23 protein-coding genes are annotated in these 25291 nt (G+C 63.9%); 12 read left to right on the forward strand and 11 right to left on the reverse strand.

The genetic code is table 11. The features are described 5' to 3' along the window. Positions 1–101 precede the first annotated feature (101 nt). Both ACIQLF_RS18490 and ACIQLF_RS18495 read left to right on the forward strand, forming a co-directional pair. Entirely contained in the window at positions 102–1577 is a 1476-nt protein-coding gene (locus tag ACIQLF_RS18490) for a hypothetical protein (protein ID WP_400301694.1), read from the forward strand. Next, positions 1549–2211 (forward strand): ATP-binding cassette domain-containing protein, encoded by a 663-nt coding sequence (locus ACIQLF_RS18495; protein ID WP_400301697.1) that lies wholly within the window; start codon positions 1549–1551, stop codon positions 2209–2211. The genes ACIQLF_RS18490 and ACIQLF_RS18495 overlap by 29 nt, the downstream gene beginning before the upstream one ends. Before the next feature lie 248 nt (positions 2212–2459). Here the strand turns inward: ACIQLF_RS18495 and ACIQLF_RS18500 are convergent, their stop codons facing one another. The 3 genes from ACIQLF_RS18500 to ACIQLF_RS18510 form a co-directional block, all read right to left on the reverse strand. Beyond that, complete coding sequence (locus ACIQLF_RS18500; RefSeq protein WP_400301699.1) at positions 2460–2969, reverse strand: hypothetical protein; 510 nt, start codon at positions 2967–2969, stop codon at positions 2460–2462. Then, positions 2969–3343, reverse strand: a complete 375-nt coding sequence (locus ACIQLF_RS18505) for a PadR family transcriptional regulator (RefSeq protein WP_400301702.1) — start codon at positions 3341–3343, stop codon at positions 2969–2971. The genes ACIQLF_RS18500 and ACIQLF_RS18505 overlap by 1 nt, the downstream gene beginning before the upstream one ends. 390 nt (positions 3344–3733) lie before the next feature. Then, entirely contained in the window at positions 3734–3943 is a 210-nt protein-coding gene (locus ACIQLF_RS18510) for a transposase (RefSeq protein WP_400301705.1), read from the reverse strand. 1116 nt (positions 3944–5059) lie between these two features. Here ACIQLF_RS18510 and ACIQLF_RS18515 point away from each other — a divergent pair. The 8 genes from ACIQLF_RS18515 to ACIQLF_RS18550 all read left to right on the forward strand — a co-directional run bounded on the left by ACIQLF_RS18515 (position 5060) and on the right by ACIQLF_RS18550 (position 13083). Further along, the gene (locus ACIQLF_RS18515) at positions 5060–6568 is read left to right on the forward strand and encodes an APC family permease (protein ID WP_400301708.1); all 1509 of its coding nucleotides are present in this window, start codon (positions 5060–5062) and stop codon (positions 6566–6568) included. A 75-nt stretch (positions 6569–6643) separates the two neighbouring features. After that, complete coding sequence (locus ACIQLF_RS18520) at positions 6644–7855, forward strand: cytochrome P450 (RefSeq protein WP_400301710.1); 1212 nt, start codon at positions 6644–6646, stop codon at positions 7853–7855. Between the two features lie 50 nt (positions 7856–7905). Then, a complete protein-coding gene (locus tag ACIQLF_RS18525; RefSeq protein ID WP_400301713.1) occupies positions 7906–8097 on the forward strand; it encodes a ferredoxin in 192 nt (63 codons plus the stop codon). Between the two features lie 2 nt (positions 8098–8099). Then, positions 8100–9329 carry an NAD(P)/FAD-dependent oxidoreductase gene (locus ACIQLF_RS18530; RefSeq protein WP_400301716.1) on the forward strand — a complete coding sequence of 410 codons (1230 nt, stop codon included), beginning with the start codon at positions 8100–8102 and terminating at the stop codon, positions 9327–9329. 28 nt (positions 9330–9357) lie between these two features. Beyond that, positions 9358–10773, forward strand: coding sequence for a glutamine synthetase family protein (locus tag ACIQLF_RS18535; RefSeq protein WP_400301719.1), 1416 nt, complete (start codon positions 9358–9360; stop codon positions 10771–10773). After that, complete coding sequence (locus ACIQLF_RS18540) at positions 10773–11495, forward strand: ABC transporter substrate-binding protein (RefSeq protein ID WP_400301721.1); 723 nt, start codon at positions 10773–10775, stop codon at positions 11493–11495. The genes ACIQLF_RS18535 and ACIQLF_RS18540 overlap by 1 nt, the downstream gene beginning before the upstream one ends. Continuing rightward, positions 11492–12262, forward strand: a complete 771-nt coding sequence (locus tag ACIQLF_RS18545) for a gamma-glutamyl-gamma-aminobutyrate hydrolase family protein (protein WP_400301724.1) — start codon at positions 11492–11494, stop codon at positions 12260–12262. Before ACIQLF_RS18540 ends, ACIQLF_RS18545 begins: the two co-directional genes overlap by 4 nt. Next, the gene (locus tag ACIQLF_RS18550) at positions 12259–13083 is read left to right on the forward strand and encodes a gamma-glutamyl-gamma-aminobutyrate hydrolase family protein (RefSeq protein ID WP_400301726.1); all 825 of its coding nucleotides are present in this window, start codon (positions 12259–12261) and stop codon (positions 13081–13083) included. The genes ACIQLF_RS18545 and ACIQLF_RS18550 overlap by 4 nt, the downstream gene beginning before the upstream one ends. 47 nt (positions 13084–13130) lie before the next feature. On the opposite strand, the gene ACIQLF_RS18555 is transcribed toward ACIQLF_RS18550, so the two are convergent. The 3 genes from ACIQLF_RS18555 to ACIQLF_RS18565 form a co-directional block, all read right to left on the reverse strand. Further along, positions 13131–13835: a cache domain-containing protein gene (locus tag ACIQLF_RS18555; protein WP_400301729.1), complete on the reverse strand. Its 705-nt coding sequence runs from the start codon at positions 13833–13835 to the stop codon at positions 13131–13133. Next, entirely contained in the window at positions 13832–14593 is a 762-nt protein-coding gene (locus tag ACIQLF_RS18560) for a FadR/GntR family transcriptional regulator (RefSeq protein ID WP_400301732.1), read from the reverse strand. Before ACIQLF_RS18560 ends, ACIQLF_RS18555 begins: the two co-directional genes overlap by 4 nt. A gap of 127 nt (positions 14594–14720) precedes the next feature. Further along, complete coding sequence (locus tag ACIQLF_RS18565) at positions 14721–15281, reverse strand: VanZ family protein (RefSeq protein ID WP_400301735.1); 561 nt, start codon at positions 15279–15281, stop codon at positions 14721–14723. A gap of 126 nt (positions 15282–15407) precedes the next feature. Here ACIQLF_RS18565 and ACIQLF_RS18570 point away from each other — a divergent pair, with 126 nt between their 5' ends. Together ACIQLF_RS18570 and ACIQLF_RS18575 are read left to right on the forward strand one after the other, a co-directional pair. Beyond that, the gene (locus tag ACIQLF_RS18570; RefSeq protein ID WP_400301738.1) at positions 15408–16160 is read left to right on the forward strand and encodes an ABC transporter ATP-binding protein; all 753 of its coding nucleotides are present in this window, start codon (positions 15408–15410) and stop codon (positions 16158–16160) included. A 1-nt stretch (position 16161) separates the two neighbouring features. Further along, a complete protein-coding gene (locus ACIQLF_RS18575; protein ID WP_400301741.1) occupies positions 16162–18684 on the forward strand; it encodes an ABC transporter permease in 2523 nt (840 codons plus the stop codon). A 13-nt stretch (positions 18685–18697) separates the two neighbouring features. Here the strand turns inward: ACIQLF_RS18575 and ACIQLF_RS18580 are convergent, their stop codons facing one another. The 5 genes from ACIQLF_RS18580 to ACIQLF_RS18600 all read right to left on the reverse strand — a co-directional run bounded on the left by ACIQLF_RS18580 (position 18698) and on the right by ACIQLF_RS18600 (position 25287). Then, entirely contained in the window at positions 18698–19282 is a 585-nt protein-coding gene (locus ACIQLF_RS18580) for a methylated-DNA--[protein]-cysteine S-methyltransferase (protein ID WP_400301744.1), read from the reverse strand. Beyond that, positions 19279–19776, reverse strand: coding sequence for an RNA polymerase sigma factor (locus ACIQLF_RS18585; RefSeq protein WP_400301747.1), 498 nt, complete (start codon positions 19774–19776; stop codon positions 19279–19281). The genes ACIQLF_RS18580 and ACIQLF_RS18585 overlap by 4 nt, the downstream gene beginning before the upstream one ends. Before the next feature lie 74 nt (positions 19777–19850). Continuing rightward, a complete protein-coding gene (locus ACIQLF_RS18590; RefSeq protein WP_400301749.1) occupies positions 19851–23177 on the reverse strand; it encodes an ATP-binding protein in 3327 nt (1108 codons plus the stop codon). Next, a complete protein-coding gene (locus tag ACIQLF_RS18595; protein ID WP_400301752.1) occupies positions 23174–23833 on the reverse strand; it encodes a DUF4194 domain-containing protein in 660 nt (219 codons plus the stop codon). The genes ACIQLF_RS18590 and ACIQLF_RS18595 overlap by 4 nt, the downstream gene beginning before the upstream one ends. Continuing rightward, positions 23830–25287 carry a DUF3375 domain-containing protein gene (locus tag ACIQLF_RS18600; RefSeq protein WP_400301755.1) on the reverse strand — a complete coding sequence of 486 codons (1458 nt, stop codon included), beginning with the start codon at positions 25285–25287 and terminating at the stop codon, positions 23830–23832. The genes ACIQLF_RS18595 and ACIQLF_RS18600 overlap by 4 nt, the downstream gene beginning before the upstream one ends. Positions 25288–25291 lie beyond the last annotated feature (4 nt).

Raw genomic sequence — 25291 nt, forward strand, 5'->3', positions numbered from 1 at the left:
CCTCAGACATACGACACTCGGTCATCGTATCGAGCGCAATGGCTACGCGTCGTTTTCGTCGATTCGTACCCATTCCCGTCTTGTCGCCTCGCCACGGGGCTATGGCGACATTGATCGCTGGCCTCATCTCGACAGGCATCGGTATTTGGATGGGCTTCATTCTCCTGGCCTTTGGAGTCGCGCCGGAAACAGCCGTTGGCGCGGCGGCCATTCTAGGGTTGCTAGGTGGCTTCGGCACCGGGTCATTGTGGCCGGAGATACGAGCCAGTCTTGTGGAGACACGCAGCTGGTGGTTCTACTCCGGCAGGGGAGTCGCGCCTCGGAGCTTCCTTGTCGGACGCCTCCTTGTGGGCCGGTCGGCGCGGATGGTCATTGCCGGGTTCGGCATTCTTTCCGCATTGTTTGTCCTGAAGCTGTTCAGCCCGGAACATTCCGATCTCTCCATCGGATGGGCGGTTGCCGTCATCGCCGGTCCAGGCGCGGCGGCATGCGGTGTCGCCTACTCAAATCTCAGACTCACACATGCTTCGCAGAACGGCAGGCCGTGGACTGTTGTTTTCACGGTCATTGGCCTCGCCACGTTTGTGGGGTGTTCCGCAGCATGGACGACATCGTGGGTAAATTCGTGCGTCGCTGGTTTTCGGAACGGAGACGGCGTAAGTGCTGGGTTCTTCCCATCGGCATCCCTGACCGCAGCGCTGTGTGTTAGCTCTGTCGTGTGCATCGTAGTGGCAGTCGGTTCCTATAAAAATTGCGGAACCCTCACTTGGGCTATCGTCACAAAACGAGCGGAAACAATTGGAGACCGAACTCAAGGTCGTATGTCACGGGTTTATGGCGGACGCGTTGTTACGGAACTGATCCTGCTCGACGTCCGCCGGTCGCTTCGCTCGTTCGAATGGCGAATGCGGCCTGGCTTGTACATGATCCTGTCCATGGCACTGTCCGTAACGATGCTTGGGGCGCTCGGTAGATGGTTCTTTGTTGACTCGATTGAAGAGCTGACTGCGGGGCCTGTTGCTGCCACAGTGGTGGGCGGCGTATGTGCCGGCTACTCTTTCGTGTTGCTCACTTCGCTGTATCCGTTGATATCCCTCGATTCAGATAGGCATGGGACGACGCTAATGCGGACGTTCCCTCACGGCATTCGTTCTCTTGCGGCGGCACGTTCGGCTACAGGCGCCTTGATCGTAGCAGGCACCGGTGCACTGTTCATCGGTCTTCTCTGCATTTTCGTGCCGATCGGTCCTAGGGCAATCGGTACTGCCGCATCGGCATGTGCAGCGGTTGCCATTGTCGCCCCGACCCTCGGCTGCTTTGTGTCCATGCGGTATCCGCAGCCCGACTGGAAGGAAGCCTCAGAGATCAGCCAACGTGGCTGGGCGCGAATGGCAGTTACCTACGGCGTCGGGATTTCTATTGCTGTCGCCATCTCGACCGCCTCGGGAGCCCAATGGAGCGGGTTTTTTGCCGGAGCGACTGTGTTGTCTTCCGTGCTCGTTGCCCCCCTGATCGCCGCGGGGATCACCGCGGCTCTACCATCGACGATTGGAGTCAAACATCGTGCTCAAGATTGATGCCGAAATCGGATATGCGCGTGGTGCGGTAATTCAACGCGTGCGCCTTGACGTGGCACCCGGTGATGTCATCCTGGTGCGCGGAGCGAATGGCGTTGGCAAGTCCACGCTCCTTTCCACCGTGGCCGGCAACCGCCCTCCTCTCGATGGGACGGTCGTTGTGGAGGGCCATCGCACAGATTCCACGCGCGCAAAGCGTCACATTGGATATGTAACAGATCCCCCAAATCTGTTTGAAGAACTGACACCGGATGAGCATCTGAAACTCGCGATCTCACTGTGGACTGCAGCGCGGATTCCGATTGCTGGTGCGGAAATCAGCAGTGCGATATTGGAGGGGACTCCGGATATCTCCGCCAGCATGCTCTCCTTGGGGCAGCGCAAGAGATTGGGGCTCGCATTGGCTGTCCTCCATCGGCCTTGGCTGTGGCTGCTCGACGAACCGTTCAATGGACTCGATGAAGCCAGCTCCGCCCGCGTGCGGCAGCAGATCGCTACGCACCTCGGTGAAGGTGGTGCTGTGTTGTGCGCGACCCACGATGAGGGTGCGCTGGGTCGTAGAGACGCGAGGATCCTGGAACTTGGGAGAGATTCTCCGATCTTGGCCAAGCCAGCGCTGGTGCAGCGCGACTAAGGCATCAGGCCGTTGGATTCATCGCAGAGAAGTTGCGCTAGATAAAACGCTGGGGGCCCAGTTCAGTATCGGGGCTCCCAGCGTTCTTGATCTTGGGGTATCTGGCCTCTTCTGAGACCCGTTGTCGATGTTGTCCGTCGCGCGTGGCCGCTGACGGTGGCGAAGTTCGAGCGTCAATGGACCGGTGTCAGCGAGTTCTGCAGTGTGGCGAGCTTGATGATAGGTATCGTCCGACCCCTAAGGATCCGCTAACGGAGTGCCGTCACGGAAAGAATGAGGCCCGCAAAGCCTATGAAAGTCCACGGCAGCAGAAGTAGAACGGCCGAAGCCAGCCGCCATTGCGCGTTCGTCTGTCGCGTCAAGTTGTCACGCAACGCAGCTGATACAGCGCGTTGGAATAGTGAGATCGACATTGCCGCTGCAGAGATTAACAGAGCCGATCCGCTCAAGATAGCCCATGTAGCCATGCCCGTGTCGCCGCTGACCCACCCCGTGCCCGTGATTGTGAAGAGAATGAAGAACGCGATGACCGCCAACAGAACCAGGATGGGAAAACCGCCTGGGGCGTCATCGTCGGCAGGGTCGGCAAGGGTTGCAGCGTAGGCAACAGGGTCTCCAAACGCGGCATCTGCATCGTCGCCGGCTTCGCGAATATGCTCACGAACGGTGTCCACTTCGTCGTCGATACGGTGGTTTGGCACCTGACGTTTCTCGAGTTCTGTGCGGAACTCAACTATCCATCGATCTGTCGTATTCATTAGAGTTTCCCGTCATTGATGATGAATTTTTCGGCGGTCCTGATGAAGCGGGTCCATTCTGCGCGGAGCCGTTCTACCTCGGCGCTGCCGCTGGGAGTGAGCGCAAAGTACTTGCGTCCTGGTCCGCCATCCCCGGGCTTCCACTCAGTCGTGACGAGGCCCGCCTCCTGTTGGCGCGACAAAAGCGGATAGAGGGTGCCTCCCTTGACGCCGCTGATTCCGTGATCTGAGAGTTTGGAAATTATGGCGTAGCCGTATGAAGGCCCGTCGCGCAGGGAAACGAGGATAAACAAAGGCAGCAGGCCCCGCATCCATTCGCTGTTCCAAGTGGTGTCCGACGGTGATTCGGTCTCCGTGTTCGGTTGCGATTCCATGACTAGATAGAATCACTATCTAGTATGAGTGTCAACAATGTGTGCTGGATTCTCATCGATGACGTTTGGCACTAGAGCAACAAAAATGCACGATTGATATTGGTTGATGGCTTGGTTGATCTCGTTTTCAGACAGTGTTCGCAGACACTTCCGCGGAATCCCGGGGTGCCACTTTATTGGTTCGCAAAGCCTTCTGCTGGGTTTGGGAGGTATTCCTAGATATTTCGGAGGGCGATTTTGAGCGGCTCAGTTCGGATCTTCCGAGCCGGACCGCCTCGCATGCGGGGTCGTGTTGCAGCGGCGCCGACCAGGCCGATGGCAGCCTGCTTGTGCCTCTTTCCTTCGGTCCGGTTGCGGTCGTAATAGACCCGCAAACTTCGGTCCTTGCATTCAAGTGCCGTAAGCGCCGAAAGTAAGCAAAGCGCGTTTGAGAACTTTGTTGCGTTGACTCGAGGAGTGAGAGTCTCGAATGGAGGTCCCGGATCTCGATGTGACCAAGGCTAGCCCAGCGTAGGATCTAAGATGTCCCGCGGTCTTGAAGTCCCGGTCGACGATTTCGGTGAGGTCGCGGGCCTTGGCCCTGACACCGAGCGCTGGCATGGGTGAGCGGAGCTGGTGAAGAGGGCGGGCCTCCGCAAGTCTTTTCTGCCTGTGCCAATACCTCGACGCAGGTGGCACAGGTTTGGGTCAGGGCGAGTGCCAGTTGCGGCAGCACGAGACCAGCGGAGGAGATCTCGGGGACAATGATGGTTTGCTCGGTGGGTGTCGGTATTCCTCCGGAGTCGAGCAGGAGGTCAGGGACCTGCTCACGGCCTGCCAGATGCTACGTCCGCGATGAGCGATGCGATCCTTGATCGTCCGGAGATCGATCCGGGGTGAGCCTCATTCACCACCCTGCTATTCGGGCCGCACCAGACCAAGGCATTCAGGAAGTCGGGATCCTTGCGCAGTCCATCCTTGATCTGGTCGGAAAGCTCGGGGCCGCGGTACTGACAAACCGCTTACCTTGCGCCGGGGCGTGCACCCGGCCCGCGTGGTCAAACGCGGGATCTCGAAGTATCGGGCCAAAGGTCGTGGCATAGACCGGCGAACCTACCCCGCAACGCTGAACACACACACGCACATCTCGAGACCCGATCCTGGTCCCTAACCAAACGACATTGGCTCTAAAATCTCCGATGCGACCACGGCGAAAGCAGATTGGTCAATGGTTGTTTACCGAGAGTTGGCCTTTGATCGAAACGCTCGTGCCTTAGTTTCTCCAGTTTGAGACTAGGGTGCGAGCGTTTTTGCGTGCCGGCTTGTTTTGTGTGGATCTTGTCGATTTTGCTGAGCGTGAGTCTGCTGGGCGCGGGTGCGCTGGTTTTTCGGAACTTGCTGCAGCTTGGCGAAGGCAGAGACTCGGCACTCCTTCTTAAACTGCAAAACTGCAGGTAATAATTCGAAGCCGATTCCTCATGGAAGGGCGAGCCGCCGGCCTTTCGGAGGTTGTCGACTCGCTTGTTTTTCGTCCTAAGTCTGCGATATGGATAATGTTCTTCGCGGTTTCAAGGGTGCATCTCCTGGAATCTCTCCGTGGCAAAAATCCCGAGGAGAGTGTTGTGTTCTAAATCATTCACGGATACAGTTTTTGCAGGAGATCACGTGATGCGCATCACAATGACTTGTGGCTCCGGAAAATCGATCCCCACACCGCATTCCAGCCAAGGAGACGTCGTGTCTATAGAGTCACGCGAAGCATCAAAGTCCTCGCCCGATGAGGATGCCGCGCACCTAGCATCGCTCGGCTACAAGTATGAAACGCAGTTCAAACGAGAAATGACCTTCTGGGGCAACGTCTCGCTTGGTTTTACTTACCTTTCACCAGTGGTGGGCATCTACTCGCTGTTCGCCATCGCGTTGGGCACCGCCGGGCCCCCGATGTTCTGGTCACTGGTCATTGTCGGCGTGGGGCAGCTTCTGGTCGCCATGATCTTTGGAGAAATTGTTTCGAACTATCCGGTGGCTGGCGGGGTATACCCTTGGTCGCGGCGGCTATGGGGCCGCAAATGGGGTTGGATGAACGGCTGGGTCTATCTCGCCGCGCTGCTGACCACTATTGCCTCGGTTGCCTATGGTGCCGGTCCCTACCTCGCTTCCTTCCTGGGACTGGAAAGCACCGTCGACGCAACCATCCTGGCCGCATTGGCCATCATCGCGATTGCAACATGCCTCAATCTTCTGGGCACCGGGGTGCTGAACAAGGTGGCAATGATCGGTCTGATCGCCGAACTCGGCGGCGCAGTCGTCGTTGGCCTGTGGCTGATCATCGGGCACCGGCAGCATGATCTATCGGTCCTCTTCAATACTTTTGGCGCTGGAGAAGGATCGGATTACTTCGTTGCCTTTGCCGCAGCCGGACTGATCGGTATCTTCCAGTACTACGGCTTTGAGGCCTGTGGCGACGTCGCCGAGGAAGTCCCGAACCCGGGCCGCACCATCCCCAAGGCCATGCGTATGACCATCTACATCGGTGGCGCAGCCGCAATGTTCGTCTGCCTCTCCCTCATCTTGGCCGTCCCCGACTTTGGTGCGGTGATCTCCGGTGCAGACGCTGATCCGCTAGGGGGCGTGCTGCTGGCAGCGTTCGGCCCGGTTGGATACAGGGTGGTTCTTGGCGTGGTTCTCATTTCATTCGTTTCCTGCGTGCTGAGCCTGCAGGCAGCGGCCAGTCGACTGACCTACTCCATGGCACGCGATGGCATCCTGCCGGCCAGTGGTTTGCTGAGCCGCTTCAGCGAACGGCGCCATGTACCGCCCTACGCGCTGCTGGTCGCGGGTATCTTCCCCGCACTGGTGGTCATTGGTTCAAAGATATCCGAGGACGCGCTGGTAGCGATCATTTCCTTCGCGGCCATGGGAATGTACATGGGGTTCCAAATGGTCATCCTGGCCGCCTTGCGCGCCCGACTGAAGGGGTGGAAGCCCGCCGGCAAGTTCCAGCTTGGCGGATGGGGCATACCGGTCAACGTGCTGGCACTGTTCTGGGGAATCCTGGGCATGCTCAACATGGTCTGGCCACGCACCCCGGAAGCGGGATGGTTTGCCAACTACATCGTCCTGATTTCCTCCCTCGTCGTGCTGGCGGTCGGAGGCCTGTACCTGGCCATACGCAAGCCGCACCTGTTGGGCGATGCCCCGGCCGCCGATGCCATCAAAACCCAGAACTTTGCCAACAAATCCTAGTCCTCATTTCTTCGTCTGCGATGAGCCGGAAGGCCCATCCAACAACTTCCACAGCCACCACGAGAGGATCACGCCGTGAGCGTCGAAACCGCACCCAACCACATTGACGTCCCCTACCTGAACATCTCCGATCCGAAGTTTGCCATGCAGTCGGAGGAACTGCGCAACGCCCGTGAGGCCAGCTGGTACGCGAAAACCAACTACGGAATCGCTGTGTTGCGCTACGACGAGGTCAGCAAGCTGCTCAAGAGCCCCAAGCTCATCCAAGGCAGTGCCAAGTGGCCGGCGCACAACGGCGTGCATGGCGGTCTGTTTTTCGACTGGTGGACCAAGAACCTGCTGGTTCTAGAGGGCGAGGACCACCACCGGATCCGCCGCCTGCTCAACCCGGCATTCTCCCCAAGGCTGATCAAGGATCTGGTGCCACGCTTCCAATCACTGGCCAACGAACTCATCGATGAATTCATTGACAAGGGTGAATGCGAATTCATTGGTGATTTCGCCGAACCCTATGCGACACGCGTGCTGACCATCCTGCTTGGTATTCCGGAAAGCGAATGGCCAACGATCGCCCGGCTCGCCTCCACCATTGGATTGGCCCTGGGTGTCACGTTCAAGCAGGACCTGGACAAGGTTGACGCGGCCGTGGCCGAGCTCTATGCCTACGCGGAGGCGCTCATCAAGGACCGCCAGTCAAACCCAGGCGAAGACTTCGTCTCCCGGCTGGTGCTGGCCAGCCGCGATGGCGACAAGCTCAGCGACGAGGAACTGCGCAACGCCCTGGTGCTGTTGATCTTCGGCGGCATGGACACAACCCGCAACCAATTGGGTCTGGCCATGCAGTCATTCATGCGCAACCCCGACCAGTGGGAGCTGCTGGCCGAACGCCCGGAGCTGGGCGCCAAAGCAGTCGAAGAGGTCATGCGCATCAACCCGACAGTCACGTGGGTAACCCGTGAGGCTGTCGAAGACTTCAACTACCAGGGACTGGACATCACTGCCGGCACCACCGTGCACCTGTTTACCCAGGCATCGGGAACGGATCCGCGTGCGTTCCCGAACCCTGAACTGGATTTGCTCGGCGAGCACCCTGCACACTACGGATTCGGTGGCGGCGTCCATCACTGTCTGGGCCACTTCGTTGCACGCGCCGACATGAGCGAGGCCCTGCCGCTGCTCGCCAGTCGCCTGGGAAACCCGCACCTGATCGGCGGGGACGAATGGCTGCCTGACTCGGGCAATACCGGCCCCATCCGACTGCCCATCGGGTTCACCAAACGCGGCTAGAACACCGCCCAAAACACCTGACTACCGGTACCAAAGAAACGAGTTTCACCATGGCACAGATCACCGTCGACCGTAAACTATGCGACAACCATGGCCAATGCGCCATCGCGGCCCCGGCTGTTTTCTCGATGAACGACGAGGGAGTCCTGGAATACGTCGAAACCTTCGACGATGGACTCATCGACGAGGTCGAGGAAGCCATCGATGTGTGTCCGGTCCAAGCCATCTTCCTGAAGGACTAGCCATGCGGCAGCGGATCATTGTCGCAGGTGCCTCGCTCGGGGGACTACGCGCCGCCGAACAACTGCGGGCGGCCGGCTGGGACGGGGAAATCATGGTTATCGGCGATGAAAAACACCCACCCTACAACCGGCCACCTTTGTCCAAGGATGTGCTGGCCGCACCAGGTACAGCCGAGGAGGCATTGGCCAAGCTGGCTTTTCGACCCCGGCGCAACGCCACCGAGATCCAGTGGCGGTTGGGAACCCGCATCGCCAGCTCCAACTTGGAGGCGGGAACCCTCACCCTCGACGGTGGGGAAGAGCTCGGCTTTGACGGGTTGGTGGTTGCCACGGGGCTTCGCCCAGCCCGGGTTGCAGTGCCTGGTCCGAGTGCCGGACGTTTCGTCCTGCGGACCATTGACGATGCCCTGGCGCTGCACACGGCACTGGTGCCCGGAGCCCGGGTGGTCGTTATCGGCTCAGGGTTCATCGGCTGCGAAAGCGCCGCGACTGCCGCATCCCTTGGCTGCACGGTGACCCTCGTGGAAGGGAACACGGGCCCGATGGAACGTCCACTGGGATCTGCGCTCTCCCGCGGGGTACGTCATCTGCTGGCGGGATGCGGCATCGACTGTCGCGAACGAGTGTCGGTGGTTGCCTGCCTGGGTGATGAATCCTGCTCCGGGGTAGAGCTTTCCGACGGCACCGTGGTGGATGCCGAGGTGATCATCGAAGCGGTGGGTTCGATGGCCAACATTGAATGGTTGGCCGGCAACGGACTTGACCTCGGCGACGGGGTGGAATGCGACAGCCACATGCGGGTGCTTTCGGCGGACGGAAAACCGCTGGTCGGGGTCGTCGCTGTCGGCGACATCGCCCGCTACCCCGACGTGCGCAATGCCCTGCCGGCCAGACGGGTTGAGCATTGGGCAACCCCCAGCGACACCGCCAAGATCGCTGCCCCGGCACTGGTCGCGGGGCTCGGCAACCGGCCACCTGCCGAGGCGCCATCCCCGCTTCCAACGTTCTGGACCGACCTCTTTGGGCTCCGCATCAACGGCATCGGTTCACCCGCCCACGCCGATGAGACCCGAATCCTGGAGGGTGAACCGCTGGACCCGGAGGCGGGAGTGGCAGTTGGCTACTACCGCAACGGGACACTCATCGGGGTTGTCAACGCAGGGCTCCCGGCCCAAAAAAACTTGCAATACCGCCAGCTGGTGCTCGACGCCGGCGCGCTTGTCACCACCTAAGACTTCAAGCAGAAATGAGTTGAGTTAGATGACTTTGCAACTATTCCGTACCGAAACCGACGCACTGATGGACCGCGACGCCTTTGCCCGGCACCAGACACGCAACCTGGAGCCCGAGGTCATCAGGGACCTGGCGGCCCGGATCGAGGCTGCCGGAGTTGAATACATTTACTATGCGCTGCCCACCATCGGTTCGCGCGTGGTCGCCAAGATGGTGCCGGCCAACCACTTCCGTCGCAACCTGGAAAAAGGCATCTGCTTCCACCGGACGGCGCTGTCCGACCTGCAAAACGATCGCCACGGCAACCTGATCGGCGGCGGCATCGAGGCCCGCGAATTCTGGGCCCTGCCGGAACCTGATTCCTTCGTGGTGCTGCCTTGGGACACTTCGGTCGCCCGGATCTTCTGCACCGCATACGAACCCCCGCATCTGCCGGAGGTCGGTGGCCGGCCGCTGGCCATAGACACCCGCGCGCTCCTCACGCGCACCCACGCTGCCTTCACCGAACGCACGGGTTTGGAAGTGCGCTCGGGCACCGAACCCGAAATGACCTGGGAAGGGCCAGGTCTTGAGGTCGTCAAACGCCCGGGTTCCAGCCCCGCCTACCAGGTGGAAAACCTCGAGCGCATGCGTCCGATCTACAAGAAACTTGTCACCTACTCCAAAGCCATGGGCCTGGACATGATCGAAGGAGACTACGAGGATGACGGCCAGCTCGAGCTGAACTGGATGTACGACCGTGTGGAAAAGACAGCCGACCGCCTGGTCACCTACCGGCAGATCTGTAAGCAGGTAGCCCGCGAATTCGGGGTCACAGCCTCCTTCATGCCCAAGCCCTACAACGGCCAGATGGGCAACGGCTGCCACCACAACCTCAGTCTCTGGGACGGGGACATCAACGTCATCGAAGACGCGGGCCGCCTGGAGCTGCACGTCTCGGAAACAGCCAAGCATGCAATTGGTGGCATGCTGGCTCATGCCCAGGGTTCCATGGCAGTGATGGCCTCCACCGTGAACTCCTACAAACGGTTCTGGGATGCCGGACAGTTCGCGCCTTCCACCGCCAACTGGGGTCTGGACTCGCGAGGCTGCTTGATCCGCATCTCGGCCAACGGCCGGATGGAATACCGGGTGCCGGATGCGGCCGTGAACCCTTATCTGTCCCATGCCCTGCTGATTGCCTCGATGGAGGACGGGATCAACCGTAAACTGGATCCGGGAGCCCCGGATGAGGCCTCCGACAACGTTCCAGCCGATGGCACCCAGCTGCCGCTGACCTTGGGCGATGCGGTGGACGCATTCGTCTCCGACACCTACCTGACTTCCCAGCTCCCGGGCGATCTCGTCTCCATTTACACCAAGCTGAAGCAGGAGGAATGGGCCCGATACTGCGGCTCGATCACCGAATGGGACCGCGAAATGTACTGGGAGACGATGCCGTAATGCGCACGCTGACACTGGCTTGCATCGATGCCGATGCGTCCCCGCTCTTCGACCCGGTGGATGCCCGGGGAAACCGCACCGGCTATGAACCGGCTGTGGCCGCACTGGTCGCCGCACGCATGGGCTTGGAAATCCAATGGGTCGTCATGGGCTGGGACGAGATGCTCCCCGCGGTACGCGATCGCCGCGTGGATGCCGTGTGGTGCGGGCAGGGCATCATCCCCGAACGCCAGGCGGTCGTGGATTTCACCCGCCCCTACGCCATCTTTGATGAGACCGTCTTGGTGCGCAAGGGGGACCCGGCGCGTACCCCGGCGGACCTCGCCGGTTACAAGGTGGCAGCCATTGCCGGCAGCGCCAACATGCGTCTGGCGAAGACCTTCGAGGGTGCCATCCTGGTTCCGTTCAGTGGCGACACCGTGTATGAAGACATGCTGGCGGCGGTGGCCGATTCCACCGTGGACGCCATGGTCGATGACGACGTGGTGTTGGTTCCGCTCGCCAACGACCCCCGGTACGATGTCGCCTTCACGGTGGCCACCCGCAACCCGTGGGGCATCGGGGTCGCGAAGGACAACCCGGTCCTGCGGGAGGAGTTCGATGCGGCGCTGACGGCTGTCATTGCCGATGGCAGCCTGGGCGAGGTCTGGAAGGCGTGGATGCCCACGCTCGAATTCCCGCTGGAACACACTGCCGACACGCCCACGGGCAGCCGGGCATGACGGGCGCACCCACCGCGGGACGGCGGCCGCTGATTGGGGTTCCCGGCATGTGGTCGGCCAAAGTGCAGGGCATGCGCTTTGCCGGGACGGCCGTGGCGGTGCAGGTGCTGCGCTCCATTGACCGGGCCGGCGGCGAAGCTGTCATCCTGTTCCCCGGCAGCAGCGAATCAGCGGCAGAACAGCTGGCGCGCGTGGACGGCATGGTCATTCCCGGCGGCGCGGACATCGATCCACGCCGCTACGGCAGTGAACCCGATCAGCACTATTGGCCGGCCGACTATCCGGGACAGGACGCGTACGAGGCTGCCCTCCTGGAGGGCTGTCTGGAGTCCCGGATCCCCACGTTGGCGATTTGCCGCGGCCTGCAACTACTCAACGTCATCCACGGCGGAACTCTGATTGGGCACCTGCCCGTTGGCACGGTGGAACACCGCGGAGCCGAGCATTTGGTCACCATTGAATCCGGTACCCTGCTTGCCTCGGTTCTGGGGCCTGCCCCGGTGCGCACTTCGTCCTACCACCACCAAGCGGTTGACCGGGTGGGGGAGGGTCTGCGAGTTGCGGGTCGGGCTTCGGACGGGGTCGTTGAGGCCTTGGAAGTTCCCGAGGCAAGGCTGCTCGCGGTCCAATGGCACCCGGAGGACCTGGCCGAAGAATCGACGAGCGACCATGCGCTATTTGAATGGGTGATCGAGGCAGCAAAAGACCAACGGGCAACCGACATTGCGCCCGGCGCCCCAAACACCTTGGAGGTAGCCACGGCATGAGCACCGAATCACGCAAAGACCTGGTACTTGCCCTCGAAGATGTAATTCCCGAGGGATTCGATCAATTGCCGCAGGACGCGCCACTGGTGGCGGTGGTGGTCTCACTGACATTCCCGGGCATGGTGGGGGAGAGTCATGACATTATGCGCAGCTTCACCCGCAGTGCCTTTGACCAGCTGCTGGACTGCGGCGCCCGGGCAATCCTGATCGACAGCGCCGCCGCAGACCCCGGGAGCGCATCGGCGGCCGAAGAGGCCGATGGGGTGATCTTCCTGGGTGGCGGGGACGTCGACGCCGAACTATACGGACACTTGGGCGGGATTCCCAACGCCTATGGGGTAGATCGAAGAGCCGATGACTTCTGCATTGACATGATCCATCGGACCCTCGGACGAGACCAGCCGCTGCTGGCGATATGCCGGGGATCGCAGCTGTTCAACGTTGCGCTCGGCGGGACGCTGATCCCCGATATTGTCCCTTCCACCCTGCACCAGGGACAACCAGGGAAACCCATGTTTCTTGACGAACAAGTCACGCTGGGAGAAGGCAGCAAGATTCGGGCGATCCTGGGCCGTGAACGGATCACCGTGCGATCGGGGCATCACCAAGCCGTGGACCGAGTGGCCCCGGAACTGCTGGTCAGTGCGGTCGCCGACGACGGGATCGTAGAGGGCACCGAACATCCGGACCACACATGGGCCGTGGCCATGCAGTGGCATCCGGAAGACCGCGACGGATCTGATACGGACCGCACCGCGATCTTCGGAGCCCTGGTGGAACAGGCACGGCTTCGGCGAAGCCAGATGTCGCAGCGAGTCTGAGACCTTGACGCGGCCGGTGGGTCGGGAACCTCGACCCACCGGCTGCCTCAGGCTGGGACCAACATTGAAAAGCCCAAATGCGGGATGTCCAGAGGGACGATCCGGCTGCCCGCGGGGGCTGCCTTGATGCGGTCGCCCACCAGGTAGGCGCCGGAATTGCCGATGATGACCCGGTTGCTGGCGTTCAGCAACGCCGCGTGGCCGCTGATCAAACGCATCGTCGGCAGCAAGGCCTCTTCCAGTGCACGGACCGTGACGTCATAGCCGGCGACGCCGGTAAATTGCCCATGGACATAAAAGGGTGCCGTGTGCGTGAGGATGTACTCGTCGGAACCCAAGTAATCGACGTATGGACCCCAGATGGTTTCTTCACCGGTCCTTTCGGCGGCAGTGAAGAAGGGAAGTCGCTCATAGTCATAAAACCTTTCGCCACCCGGGTCCAGGTCCAACACCAACTTCTCTGCTCCGCGGGGACCCGGCGTCCACCACTCCAGCAGACCCTGGCCCTCGGCGACCCGCGCCGATGAAAATGTTGCGCCGGACCCGCAGGCAAATGGATGCTCCTGAAGGAATGCGGCCGCGAGTTCCTGCAGTCCCGCCAGGTCCCCGCCGGAGACATGCGAACCGCGGGGAAGCTTGCTCGTGAACAGGTCGGTGAGCCCCGCGGCCAAGGCGTATGTGGACACCGAGGCCTCACGGAACCAATCGCAAATGGAACTCAAAGCAGCTGCTACCGGTTGGGGCTGGCTCATTCGGCATCCTTCGGGGCGGTCGCGTAGCTCAGCGCAAGCTTCGTATCAATGAGGTGGTGGGTATTGCGACGAATATGTTCGAGCACCAATTGTTGGCCCTGCTGGCTGCGGTCCTCGGCCACGGCACGCACCAATGCCAAATGCTCGGCGGTGGCACGCTCGGCATCAAAATCGCCGCCCAATTGCGACCAGAGGACCTCAACGGTTTCGGCCTGCAACCGGATCTCGGCATTCGTCAGCCGGGTGGATTGGGCGGTGACGGCCAGCTCAATGTGGAAACGGCTGTCTGCTCGAGCCCTGGCCTGGGCGCTGTCGGCCAAGACCAAAGAACGGGCCAGATCCTGCAGGCGCTCCAACTCGTGTGGTTCGGCACGATCGCATGCCAACCGGATCGTGGCAGCAGCAATGGCGGACTGTTCGTCGCCAAGATCCCGGATTTCGGCAATCGACATGTTTCGCAGCCAGTCACGCATGACATCAAGCTGGAACTGGGGTTGTTTCAAAATGAAGGTGCCGCCATTGCGCCCACGCCGGGTCTCAACGATTCCCTGGTCGCGCAGGACGGCAAGGGCATCACGCAGGGTTGCCGCAGCAACACCGAACATCTCGGACATGTCGATTTCGTTGGGCAGGCGCTCGCCGACTCGCAGCATGCCCAACGTGATCGCCTTGGAAATTCGGTTGACGATGGCATCGGAACGTTCCAGGTCGGGCAATGACCGATAGATTTGCGACTGGAAAGAAATGTTCAGGGCCAAACCGGGTACTCCAAGCCAAACAATTGGGAATTCCGCCAAGTCTATCGGCACTGCCACCCGAAAACGACGGATCGCCACTTTGGGGGAAAGAAACATTTCACCCGTGACGGCCGCCAAGAGAACGGACTCAGTGGTGTGAGGGTCGGGGGAAGACGGTCAATTCTGCGGTGTCGCGCGTGCTCGATGCCTTGATTCGCGTCAACGCCCAACAAATGCTCGCCGCAGCCAAACCGCCCGCGGTATTGGTGATGACGTCGGTGATGTCGGCGGCCCGGTTGTTGTCCAACAGCAGCTGGGCCACCTCGACGCAGGCCGAGAGCCCCAGCACCAGCAGCGTCGTCTTGGCGACCGCACGGCTGCGCCAGCAGAACGCAAGCACCAGTGCCAGCGGGGCAAAGAGCCCGAGGTTCGCCGCAAGCTCGACGCCGAGGTCGCGTTCCCCGTGGGCCAGGAACGGCACCCAGTTGAACGTTCCGCCCGGGATCGACGGATCCGGCTGCGGCGATGCAGAGAAGACGGCAACCATCAATCCGATCGCCCACGCCGGAACCGCCACCCTGGCGATCCTGCGAATGCGCGTCCGGTCGCCGTTCCGGTGCAACACCAGCAGGCGCACCAGCAGCAGGACGCAAGCCAACACACCGAGAACGACCAGCACGGTGACGGTGGACGCGGGGAAATAAAGCATAGGGCCACGAGCCTAGCCCACCACCCTGTGAGCGTGCTGTCTCATACCCGGGTATGAGCCGCAAGGACTCCAAGTAGGGCCCTACGGATGATCCAAAACCATACAGCCGCAACATAACGTGTTGGTATGACCATTACTGCACCTCATACCAGCACCGATATCGCTGTCTACGCCACGGGCCTGACCAAGACCTACGGCGAGGGATCAACCCGCGTCGAGGCCCTGCGCGGCGTCGACGTCTCCTTCGCCCGCGGACGCTTCACCGCCATCATGGGCCCCTCGGGCTCCGGCAAGTCCACCCTGATGCACTGCCTCGCCGGCCTCGACGAGGCCAACGGCGGCCAGATCTTCATCGGCGGCACCGATATCTCCAAGCTGAATGACGATGCACTGACCAAGATGCGCCGCGAAAAGGTCGGCTTTGTCTTCCAGTCCTTCAACCTCGTCCCGACGCTGACCGCCGAGGCGAACATCCTGCTCCCGCTGGCCCTGGCCGGCAAGAAGCACGATTTGGCCTGGCTGGAGACCATCGTGACCACGCTCGGCCTGACGGACCGCCTGAACCACAAGCCGCACGAGCTCTCCGGCGGCCAGCAGCAGCGCGTGGCCGTGGCCCGCGCCCTGCTCACCCGCCCCGAGGTGGTCTTCGGCGACGAGCCGACAGGCAACCTGGACTCGCGCACCGGTGCCGAGGTCCTCTCGCTGTTGCGTTCCTCCACCAGGGAAATGGGCCAGACCATCATCATGGTCACCCACGACGCCGTCGCCGCCTCCTACGCGGACACCGTGCTGCTGATGAAGGACGGCCAGCTCGTCGGCCAGCTGGAGGACCCCACCGTTGAATCGGTGACCCAGGCACTTTCCGGTTTGGGAGCTTAAGTTGATCCAGCTAGCCCTCGCAAACCTCAAGGCGTACTCGCGCCGGTTCATCGCGGTGATCCTCGCGGTCATGATCGGCACGGCGTTCCTCGCCGCGACCCTCATGGTCAACGCCTCGGCCACCGAATCCCTGAAAAACAGCATCGGCTCGGCCTATGCCAGCTCCGACCTGGTCGTCAGCGGCGACATGAATGCCGCCTATGACAACGACAACGACGCCAAGAGCGAGTCGTTCACGCTCGGCTCCAAGGCCTTGGAAGCAATCAGCAAGACCCCCGGGGTGGCGGCCGTCCACGGAACCAGCAATGCCGGGGCCAGCGTCCAGGCAGGCAGCAAGCGCTACTACGCCCTGGTCAGCACCCCCGCCACGGATGCGCAGCTGAACACCACCACCCTGGAAAGCGGCACCATGCCCGCCGACGGCGAACAGGTCGCCGTCGATGCCGTGTACGCCAAGGAATACAACATCTCGGTGGGCGACACCATCGAACTTTCCGACGGTTCCGAGAACGCCAAGGGCCGGCACGTGGTGGTCAGCGGCATCACCGCAACCTCCAACGACCCACTGACCGGTTCCACCATGAGCCTTTCGGTGACCCCCGACTTGCTGAAAACGCTCGGGGGAGACACGCCCGCCGACTACAACCAGATCATTGTCCGCGCCGAGGACCCCGCGGCCCTCGCCTCGCTGAAGACCGCCCTGGTCGCCTCCGTCGAGGGCACGGGCGTCAAGTACTTCACGGTGTTGACCCCCGACGAGCGCATCGTCGCCGACATCGCCATGTTCTCCGACGGCAACGACCAGCTCACCATCGTGCTGTTGGTCTTCGCGCTGATCGCCCTGGTGGTCACCGGGCTGGTCGTCATGAACACCTTCTCGGTGCTGGTCGCACAGCGCACCCGGGAGCTGGCGCTCATGCGCACCCTGGGTGCCGTGCGCTCCCAGATCCGGGCCTCGGTGCTCGTCGAGGCACTGATCGTCGGGCTGCTGGCCTCGGCGGCCGGCGTCCTGCTGGCCACGGGCATCATGTCGCTGCTGATCAAGATCCTGGCAGCCAACGTTTCCGAAATGTCCTTCGCGACCCTCGCCGTGCCGCCGCTGGCCGTGCTGGGAACCATCGCCGCGGGCACGCTCATCACCCTGGTCGCAGCATGGGTCCCGGCCCGCAAGGCCATGGCCGTGGCACCGCTTGCCGCGTTGCGCCCGGCCGACGACGTGTCGCTGGCCAACACCTCGGGCAAGGTCCGGATCGTCCTCGGCCTGTTGCTGCTTGCCGCGGGCGCCGCGGCGCTTGTCTACGGCGCGGCCAAGGGCGACCTGCTGATCGCCTTCGGCGGCGGTCTGCTCTCCTTCCCGGGCATCCTCATGCTCGGTTCGCTCTTCCTGCCCAAGTCCGTCGCCTTCATCGGCAAGCTGACCTCCGGCGGAACCGTCCCGGGCAAGCTGGCCAGCCTCAACGCCGTCCGCAACCCGGGCCGCACCACCGCCACCGCCACCGCGTTGCTCATCGGTGTGACGCTGGTGTCCATGATGATGGTCGGCGCGCAGACGGCGAAGTCCTCCCTGGGCGATGCGCTGGGCAGCGAATTCCTGGTGGACATGGAGGTCCAAGGCGGCGACCTTGCTTCGCTGACCCCGGAGAACCTGGGCAAGGTCCGGGAACTGGGCGGCGTGGAATCCACCGCCCTGCTCACCGGCGTGGGGGAGACCGAGGACGGCCAGTCGCTCTATGCCGCGGACTCCACGGACATGGCGGCGGTGCTCAACACCGACCGTCAGCTGCCCAAGGCCGGCGAGGTCCTGGTGGCCAGCTACTGGGACGGCAAGACGGTGAAGGCGGTCGGCGACGGCGGCACGAAGGGCGAGCTGAAGCTGCTTGTCAGCGAAGCCAACATGATCGACTCGGTCATGACCTGGGAAACCGCCTCCAGCGTGCTGGGCGTCTCGCAGGGCAAGGCCCCGGCCGAAACCTCCGCCAAGCTGTGGCTCAAGGTCGATGATTCGCTCAGCGGTGCGCAGCTGCGCACGCTGGCCACGGACCTGGCCTCCACGCTGGACGTCGACGAATACGCGGTGTCCGGCGGCGTCATGGAAAAGCAGATGTTCAACCAGGTCATCGACATGCTGCTGCTGATCGTCTCCGGCCTGCTGGCCGTGGCGGTGTTCATCGCGCTGATCGGCGTGGCCAACACGCTGAGCCTCTCGGTGCTCGAACGCACCCGGGAGAACTCCCTGCTGAGGGCCCTGGGCCTGACCCGCGGGCAGCTGCGCGGCATGCTGGCCACCGAAGCCGTGCTCATCGGCGGCGTCGCGGCGCTGCTCGGCGTGCTGATCGGCACCGCCTACGGCCTGCTCGGCGCGCAGTCGGTCATGGCGTCCTTCGGATCCATGGTCGTCTCCATCCCGTGGCTGCAGCTGGCCGGCGTCATCGCGATCAGCGTCGTGGCAGCCCTTGCCGCCTCGATCGTCCCGGCACGCCGGGCCGCCAGGCTTGCCCCGGTGCAGGGACTCGCCAGCGAGTAACCGCCACGGACAACTAGTTCCCCGAAGGGTCCTGCTCGAGTGCGAGCAGGACCCTTTTGGCGTCCAGCCCGCCCAGGTATCCGCCCAGCGATCCGTCGCTGCGCAGCACCCTGTGGCAGGGCACCAGGATCGGCAACGGGTTGGTGGCGCAGGCGGTGCCGACCGCACGCACCGCGGCAGGGCGGCCGGTCAGCGCGGCCATCTCCTTGTAGCTGGCGGTGTGGCCGTAGGCGATGCGCGGCAGGGCCAGCTGGACTTCCAGCCGGTAGCCGCTGGACAGCCGGTGGTCCAGGCCGAGCTCGAACCCGGTGCGTGAGTGGGCGAAGTACTCGTCCAGCTGGGTCGCGGCGGCATCCAGCGGGGCTGCGCGGTGCAGCACCCGCACCCCGACCTTCTGAGCCAGGGATCCGAGCACCGCGTCGAAGTCCTCCGAGTCGAAGGCGACCCGCACGATCCCGCGCTCGGTCGCCGCCAGCAGCAGCTGCCCCACCGGCGAATCCACCAGCCGGTAGGAGACGTCGATCAGCCCCTCGGCGGCGGCGCGCTCGGCCAGGTTTTCCTTCAGCATGTCGATTTCATGCATGGCAAGTTCACTCATCGTTCTTCCTCCGAAACATCCAGTAGTTTGCGCAGAGACTTGATGCCGTCGGCCGCGGCCCGGCGCAACGAGGCGGCGCTGCCGCCCAGGAACTCCGGGATCTCCGCATACGGGAAGCCGAGCAGGTAGTGGTAGCCGATCACCCGGCGCTGCAGCTCGGTCAGCGAGCCCAGCGCATCCAACAGCCCGGCGTGGTCGAACCATCCGTCGGGGCCGAAACCGTCGATGGGAACCGCCGTCTCCGGCAGGGAATCCACCGGGACCGGGTGCCGAGAGCGCAGGGAATCGATCGCCTTGCGCCGGGCAATGGTGATCAGCCAGGCCTGCACGTTGGCGCCGGGTTCGAGCCCCGGGTAGGCACGCAGGGCCGCGAGGAACGTTTCGCTCCACGCGTCCTGCGCGTCGGGTCCCGGGCGCAGCAGCGCCGTGCACATCCGCAGCACCGCCGGCCCGTGCTCCCGGACCACCAGCTCGAAGGGCGGGTTAGTTTTCATCTCCACACCATGTAAACGCACCCGGCCCCCAAGATGTGAGGTGCCGGGTGCATTTTTCATGGGCTCTGTGCTTTCTAGCGCAGGATGATCGAGGTTGCCACGGCGGGGGAGCGGCCCGACTCCACGAAGCCCGAGACGTTGGAGCCCGGGTGCTTGATGATGTCGGTGACCGACCCCAGGTGCCTGGACAGGTCGATCTTGTCCTCCGGCGCGGCAAGGAGCAGCTGGAAGCCGAATTCCTGCAGCGCGTTGATGCCGGCGGCGGCGTACTCGGAGTTCGCCTGGATGAACGCCTCGTCGATCATCACGGTGCCGTAGGCGGTGAAGCCCGCGGTCGCGAAGCCCAGCTGGTAGGCCAGGGCGGCGCCCATGATGAACGAGGTGAAGCGCTGGCCCTCGCCGCCGGAGAGCGTGCCGGGTTCCAGGCCCGTCTCCAGTTCGCCGTTGGGCTTGTGCTCGTTGCAGCTGATGGTCACGTGCTGGCGCACGTCCAGCACGGTGTCGCGCCAGGCGGCCCGCGACGGGTCGTCCAGCGAATCGACCAGGTACTCGAGCGCCTTGTAGCTTTCGCTCAGCGTTGTTGACGCGCTGCGCGAGGAGTATGCCCCGGCCAGTGCGTCCTTGAGCGCCTGGCGGAAGGCCCGGGCCTCGTCCGGGACGGTGGTCTTGACCTCGAGCGCCAGCTTGGAGCCGTGCTCGAACGGCACGTCGGCAAGGATCTGGTTCAGCGGGGAGATGCGCTCGGCGATCTGCCGGCGTTCCTCCTCCAGCAACTGCAGGAGGTCGGAGAAGCGCTCGTAGGAGCGGTTGGAGAAGTACTCGCGGAACTCCTCCTCGTGCTGCGGCAGCCCTTCCTCGATGATGCCCTGGTGCAGGGCGACGTAGTGCTCGGCCGCCTCGACGCCGGTGCCGAAGCTGACCGCGGCCGAGTTGCCGAACTCGCGGGCGAACGCCTTGAAGGTGTCCTTCAGGGCGGCCTCCAGGGTGAAGTTTTCCCGCTTGAGGTCGGCGCCGGATTCGGACAGCGCGAGCGCCAGGGCGTTCAGCGCGGCCTCGAGCTCGGAGGTGCCGACCGGCTGGCGCTGTTCCAGACGGGTGATCAGCGGGGCCAGCTGTTCGCTGGCGGCAAGCATGTCGCTGGCCCATTCCTCGGTGGCCGAGTCGCGGACCTTGGCGGCACGCAGCGCGGCGGCGGCCTTCTCCAGGTTGCGGGCCAGCGTGGTTGCCTCGGCGCGTGCCACGGCCAGGGTGCCGACGCATTCCTCGAGCTCCGCGCGGGCCGCCTCGAGGGCGCGGCGCACCGGGGACAGGTCCCCGGAGGTGGACAGGGCCTCGGCCATGCGGGCCTCGAGGTCCTGCAGCGAGGCCAGGGCGCCGGAGGCATCCAGCGACGCGAAGCCGCGCTCGTCCGCGGCCAGCGTGCCCAGCAGGGCAAGCTTGGCGGCCAGCTGGTCCTTGGCGGCCGAACGGTCGTTGGCGACGCCCTCGATGCGGGCTAGCTCCTCGACCAGCGAGGCAAGCTTGGCTTCCAGCTCGGAGATCTTCTCCGCGTTGGTGAAGCCCAGCAGGTAGTCGGAGGCGGCGACCGAGCGGGTGTCGCGCTCGAAGCTGCCCGCGCCGGTCTTGATGGTGCCGGCCATCGAGATGGCCTTGTCGTGGATGTGCAGCCCGGTGTCCGACTCGACGCAGACCAGCGGGTAGTCTGCGGCGATCTTCCCGCGCAGCCAGGTGCCGGCGTCCGAGTGCTTGAAGTCGAGCTTGCCGACCAGGTCGCCCGGGCCCGGGACGACCTCGCGCGGGGTCTTGGAGATGTCGTTCCAGCGGATGCGGCCCAGCCCGGAGAGCGAGTCGATGGCGTGGGTGACGGACTTCAGGTCCTCGCCGCGCACCAGGATGGTGGTGGCCAGCGAGCGCAGGGCCTTTTCGGCGGCGGGGCGCCACTGCCCGTGGGCGGGGGACAGGTCGATGAGCTCGCCGGCGAATGGCAGGTCCTCGATTCCCAGCTTGGTGGCGGCGGCGATGGCGCGGCGTGCGGCGATCGAACGGTCGTCGATGTTGGAGCCGCGCTTGGCGTAGGAATCGATCTGCAGCTTGAGCTTGGAGATCCTGTCCTTCAGGTTCATCACGTTCGCCATGGCCTCGTACTCCATGGTGCGGGCGTCCTTGGCGATGGAGGAAAGGTTCTCCGCGCTCACGGCCGCCTGCCGGCGCATGGCCTGCAGGCCGGAGGCCGTGAAGGTGAAGCCCAGGCCCGCGGCCTCGAAGTCGGAGCGCAGCGTGCGCAACACCGCCTCGCGCTCGGCCAGCGTCTTGCGGGCGGCCTCGGCCTCGCGTTCAAGGATGGCCAGGCCCGCGCCGCCTCCGGCCTCGAGCTGTTCGTTCAGCGAGGTCACCTTGGTGTCGAGCACGGCCTTGCGGGCCATGGTTTCCTCGATGAGCGCCGCGTTCTTCTCCACGGCGGCGGTCAGCTGCTCGGTCTCGCTCTGCAGCGCCCGGGTGGCCAGCTGCGCGCCGAAGGCCGGCAGCTGCGTGGTGACCAGGCTGTTGAGCTTTGTCAGCTCGGCGCTGAGTTCCTCGTGGCGCAGTTTCTGCTCGGGCACGTTGGCCAGGGCGTCGCGCTGGGCGCGGGCCTCCTCCAGCTGGCGGTGGATGCCGCGCAGGTGCGAGAAGTCCTCGATGGCCCCGGCGGCGGCCTTCATGGTCGTCGGGATTTCCAGCACCTCGTAGCGGAAGAACTGGTTGACGCCCTTGTCCAGGCCCTTGCCGTTCTGCAGGGTGCGCAGCAGCGAGAACGCCTTGTCGTTGTCGATGCCCAGGCGGCGGCGGAACTTCTCGGCGAACGCGCGGTGCACGTCGAACGCCTCGAAGCCCGGAAGGGACTTCTGCAGCGAGGAGGGGGTGAAGCGGCGTGCGCCGTGTTCCTCCAGAGCGGCGGTGTCCAGCACTCGGTCGCCCATGACGTAGTGCTTGCCGACCTGGCCCTCGAGCCCGTTGGCCGGCAGGTCGAAGATCGCGCCGATGCAGACGTTGGAACCCAGCCCGTCCTCATAGACCAGGGCGATGGCGCTCCAGCTTGCGCCGGGGCGCTGGTAGAGCGTGCCGGCCTCGGTCTTGAAGCGGCGGCCGCGCATGTAGGAGTAGGTGGTGCGCCGGTCCTTGCGGGTGGAGGCCTCGTGCGCGGATTCGTTCAATCGCGGTGCCGCGTAGAAGATGTGGCCGATGCCGTCGAAAAGCGTCGACTTGCCGACGCCGGGGTGGCCGGTGAGCAGGGTGCCTGCGCGGTCGACGTACAGCGTGTGGCGGCCGTGGAAGGTGCCCCAGTTGATCACCTGGATCTGGGTCAGCCGGTGCTGGCCGGGGTTCACGGCGTCGGAGAGCGGCAGGGTCATTTCGATGCTCATGCGTCTTCGGTCTCCAGTTCAAGTTCTTCGGTGTCGTCCGCGCCCACGCGCTCGATGGCGGCGATGTAGTCGGGGATTTCCTCGATGGTCGCGAAGGGCAGGGCCAACGCCAGCGCGCCGGAGACCTTGTATTCGTCGTCCAGCTCGGTGGGCAGGATCAGCTTCAGGCTCAGCAGGCGGGCCAGCGCCGCGTCGGTGGTTTCCTCGAGCTTCTTGTCATCGGTGTCCCCGGGCGCGCGGTGCTCGAGCAGGATCTCACGGGCCGCGTCACGGGTGACGACGGCGTCGGTGCCCGAGCCGGCGTGGCGCTCGAGCAGCAGGCGCAGGCGCAACGCCAGCAGGGTTTCCTCGCGCTTGAGCGCGCGGCGCGGGGCGATGGCGGTGGTGTGTGCGGCCTCGAGGGCGACAGGGCTCAGCAGCGCGATCTTGCGCGAGGCATCGACCTCGAGGACCAGGAAGATCTCGGCGACGTAGGCGGAGACCTCCGCACGGCGGTCGAGCACCAGCTGCCAGAGCCGCGGTTCGGCGACCCCGTCAAGGTAGGGGCCGCGCAGCAGGCGGACCAGGAGCTGGCGCAACGGCAGTTCGAAGGAACCCGTGTCGCCCTCGAAGAGGCGGCGTTCGGCTGCGGCGCCGGAGGGCAATGGCGTACTCATGCTGGATCCTTCGTGAAGCTGATGGCTGGCACCAGGGCGGTGCGGGTGGTGCCGTCGACCTGGGTGAACGTGATTTCTTCGAAGCTGGTTTCATCCGGGTCCTCGCCGTCGAGGCGGGCGGCCTCGATGAGGTAGCGGATGGTGTTCAGGTGCTTGTGCCGGTCCTCGAGCGTCTTGTACGCCTCGGTCAGCGACACTGCACCGCCGGAAACCTTGCGCGCGGCCGACACCGCCTTGTTCAGTGCCGGGACGTCGGGTCCCGGGGTGCTCGGCGTGCGGCGGATGTCGGCGACCGAGAGTTCCGGGGGGGCGGCAAGCTTCGGCGGGGCCACGTGCTCGTCCGGGTCGTAGATGCCCAGTCCGGCGATCGAGGTGAAACGCGGGCTGTAGAGCTTGATCGGGGCGACCAGCGTGCGTGAATGCAGGGCACGCGAGGACGCGACGGCGAGCTCGGCGGCACGCACGGCCTCGCGCAGCACGGCGGCTTCCTTGAACTCCTCGGACTGCACGTAGGCGTGCAGGGATTCCGAGAGCCGGCCGTAGGACTGGTGGACCTCGGAGGCCTGGCGGCGCAGCTCGCGCAGCAGGTTCGCCAGGGTGTGGCGCTCCTGGGCGTCAAGGGAGTCTACGAAGTCGCGCTCGAGCACCTCGTTGACCGCCTCGCGGAAGCGCACCTGTGCCTCGGGGGAGTTCAGGAACTCGGTGAAGCCGCGGAAGGTTTCGCCCTGCGGGGTGCTGCGAAGCTGCTTGTCGCCCTCGAGCACCGCGCCGATGGCGACGCCTTTGACGGACGAGGATTCCATGATTTCCCCGCGCAGCGCGTGGAGCATTTCCTGCACGCCGTCGCGCATGCGCTTGAAGTCCGCCGGCAGGCCCGAAGCCATGTCCAGCACGGACCGGGTGGCAGCCAGCGCGCCCTCCTTGGGCAGCACCGCGGGGGAGGTGCCGTCGCGCAGCGCGGTGATCTTTTCCTGGCGCTGCGCGATTTCCGCTTCCAGCGCGCGGATGCGGGCGGCCGGGTCCGGGTCGGTTTCGTGGGCCAGGGACTCGAGGGAAACCAGCAGCGTGTTCAGCCGCGAGGAGTTCAGGTTGGTGCGGTCCCCGGAGAAGTCGGCAAGGAACTTGAGCACGCGGGCCGTCTGCGCGGTGGGCTCGTAGACGAAGTGCCCGTCGACCAGGGGCCTGGCGAGGAACTGGTTCTTCACCCAGGCATCGGCATACTGTGCGGCCGTCATGGAGTCGTTGAATCCGGGGTCCTCGGAGCGCACCACCTTGAGGAACGCCTCGAGCGAGGCCTGGAAGACCTCAAGGCCGATCCGGGGCTTGGCGCTGGTGAACTCTGCACGTAGGAAGGCAACTGCCCACGGGGCGGTGGAGAGCAACTTCCAGGCCGCCGAGGACCTGAATTGTTGCGTCTGACTCCACAGCGGGCTCGCTTGGTGGGTAGGTCGCATCACG

Source organism: Paeniglutamicibacter sp. NPDC091659 (assembly GCF_044756805.1).
GTDB lineage: Bacteria > Actinomycetota > Actinomycetes > Actinomycetales > Micrococcaceae > Paeniglutamicibacter.